The sequence below is a fragment of the Flavobacterium resistens genome (genome assembly GCF_900182645.1).
Taxonomy (GTDB): domain Bacteria; phylum Bacteroidota; class Bacteroidia; order Flavobacteriales; family Flavobacteriaceae; genus Flavobacterium; species Flavobacterium resistens.
Window position 1 is genome coordinate 1 of the sequence record NZ_FXTA01000014.1, and the last position, 2996, is coordinate 2996.

1 protein-coding gene is annotated in these 2996 nt (G+C 34.5%); it reads right to left on the bottom strand.

The genetic code is table 11. The annotated features are described in order from the left end of the window. Positions 1–2969, bottom strand: a 2969-nt coding sequence (locus FN795_RS21315) for a non-ribosomal peptide synthetase (RefSeq protein ID WP_167498118.1), incomplete at its 3' end; no start/stop codon positions are given. Between the last annotated feature and the right edge of the window lie 27 nt (positions 2970–2996).

The following is a 2996-nucleotide window of genomic DNA, read 5'->3' on the forward strand; positions in this document are numbered from 1 at the left end:
GCCTCTTGCTTGAGAACAGAAGTCCAAACATCAACTATAAGTTGCTCCTCTTTGTTTCTTGGGGCTACATAATCTTTCTTGATGATGTCTTCTCCGGTAACACTTGGAAGGGCTTTTCTGTCTATCTTGCCATTAGGTGTCAAAGGCAGACTTTCTATCTCTACATAAAAACCAGGAACCATATATTCAGGCAGCTTGTTTTGCAGGTAAGTTCTGATCTCTGATTTGTCAATCTCTGTTTTGGATACATAATAAGCCACCAAAGTTTTGTCCTGGTTGATTTCTTTGGCTTCCACTACAACCTGTTGTATCTCCTCTGAATATCCAGATATGGCCGTTTCTATCTCTCCTAGCTCTATACGGTAACCTCTTATCTTGACTTGATGGTCGTTTCTGCCCAAAAATTCAATGTTGCCATCCGGCAGCCACCTGCCCAAATCACCGGTATCATACATTCTTGTTCCTTTTATAAAAGGATTCGAAATGAATTTCTCTGCCGTGAGTTCCGGTTTGTTTAAATAACCTCTGGCAACTCCTGCTCCAGATACATACAGTTTTCCTGCAACTCCTATAGGCAATGGTTGCAATGACTCGTCTAAGATGTAAACCTGTGTGTTGGAAATCGGGCTCCCTATGGGAATTAAACTTGAACAATCATTTATATTAAATACCGTTGTCCAAACTGTACATTCAGTAGGACCGTATTCATTATATAATGCAATATTATCGAAATGTTCTTTATGAGAAGTAATCAAATCTAATTTAATTTGTTCACCTCCTAAAATCAAATTCTTTAATTTTAAAACATCTTTATATTTTTGTAGTTCATTAAATAAAAAGATATAATAACTAGGGACACAAAGAATATCTGTTATGCCTATTTTAATTATTCTCTTTACGATATTTTCTGAATCTTTTATTGTGTATTCATTCTCAACGATTAAAGATCCACCATTCAACAATACACCCCAAATAGCTGCTATTGAAGGATCAAAAGCTATAGAAGATGTTAACAATATTTTTTTAAATTGATAAAATTCAACTCTACAAATTGTAGAGTTTACAAGATTTTTATGTTCCACCATCACCCCTTTAGGATTACCGGTAGTTCCTGAAGTGTAAATAATGTAGGCTAAATTATCCAGTTGGTGAATGTGGTTAAGATTTTTGTTTGTGTATCTAAATCTTTCAAAATCAAAAAGTATCATTACCTCCTCATCAATAACAATTTTACAGTTACTGTCTTTTTCTATGTAAGCAATCCTTGCCTGAGGGTAACTTGGGTCAATTGGCACATAAGCGGCACCAGATTTTAGTATCCCCAAAATAGCCAGTATCATTTGCTCGCTTCGCTCTAACTTTATTCCGATTAGATCATCGGCTTGTATTTTGTAGGTTTCCCTTAGATAATGCGCTAATTGATTTGCTTTCTCATTGAGTTGTTTATAAGTCAATTGTACTTCTTCAAAAACAACAGCGATGTTATCCGGAGTTTTATCGACTTGTTCTTCAAATAAATCGATGATGGTTTTATCTTTCGGATAATCAACTTTGCTATCGTTAAAGTCTACTAATAATTGTTGTTTCTCCTCTTGAGTTAAATAATTTAATGTATTTAGTGGTTTATCAATATTAACACTAAACTGTTCAACCAAATTATCAATATGATTTATCATTTTTTTAATCAACTGCGGCTCAAATTTATTGGCATTATACCTCAATTCCACAATTAATGATAATGGTCTTGGACTCACCATGAAGCTGAAATCATAATTGGTTTGTCCAAATACTTCCATAGATTCTATGGTTAATTCTTGACCTTTTTGACTTTGGGTATTTTCTACATTCTCCTTAATTATCTCCTGTACTGGGTAATTATCAAAAAGCATAATATTATTAATCAGGTTCATCCCCAATTCACTTTGAGATTGTACCTCAGACAAATTCAAATAATGATGGGCATTACCTGATATTGCCTCATTATGAACCTGCGTTAACAATTCTAGAGGTGTACTGCCATCTTGGTAGCTTACCCTTACCGGAATTGTATTGATGAACAAGCCTACCATATTCTCAACACCAGTTAACTCAGCAGGCCTTCCGGAAACTACTGCCCCAAATACTACGTCTTGCGTACTGTTATATCTTGACAGTAGATACCCCCAAATTGACTGCATGAAGGTATTTTGTGTTACACCAATTTGACTACATATACTATTTAGCCTTTGGTATAAATCACCTTCTATTTTTAAAAATTCTTTAGATTCTTTATAAATAGGATTCTCCGTAGACAGTGTCTTAAATGGAATTTCGGCAACTTGGCTGTAATTTCTCAAGTAACCTTTCCAATATTCCATGGAATCGTTTGTGTTTATTTTATTTAACCATTGGATATAGTTAGCATAAGGTAATTGTTTCGGAAGATTTAACGGTATTTTTAGATCAATCGAATTCAATATTTGATAAAAATCATTTATTAGAATGCTCATACACCAACCATCGGTAAGAATATGATGGTGGCTCCAAATAAACTCGTATTGATCATCTCCTATATCCAATACCTGAAGGCGCATCTGAGAAAAGGAAGTCTCTAAATCGAATCCCTTTTCCCTGTCTTTTAGTTTTACTTCTTCCACATAATCATTCACATCCGTTTCTTGAGGTACTGCTTGATATGAAAATTGACTTGGAACTACTTTTCTCACTATCTGCAACGGATGATCACTTAAATCATAGATAAAACTTGTTCTCAATACACTATGTCTTGATATTAGCTTGTCATAGGATTCATGTACTGACTGGATATCTAAATCCAGTGCTTTTATTCTATAAGACATCTGCTCAAAATACATTGAGGACGATTTCTCAGACAGCCAGTGATAGTACATTCCTTGCTGTAGTGGAGACAATTCATAGATATCTTCTATTGCATTGTCATTGTTTATCCTAAATAAATCTTCTATGCTCAAACCTTTAAAAGTCAGGTCGGATGGGGT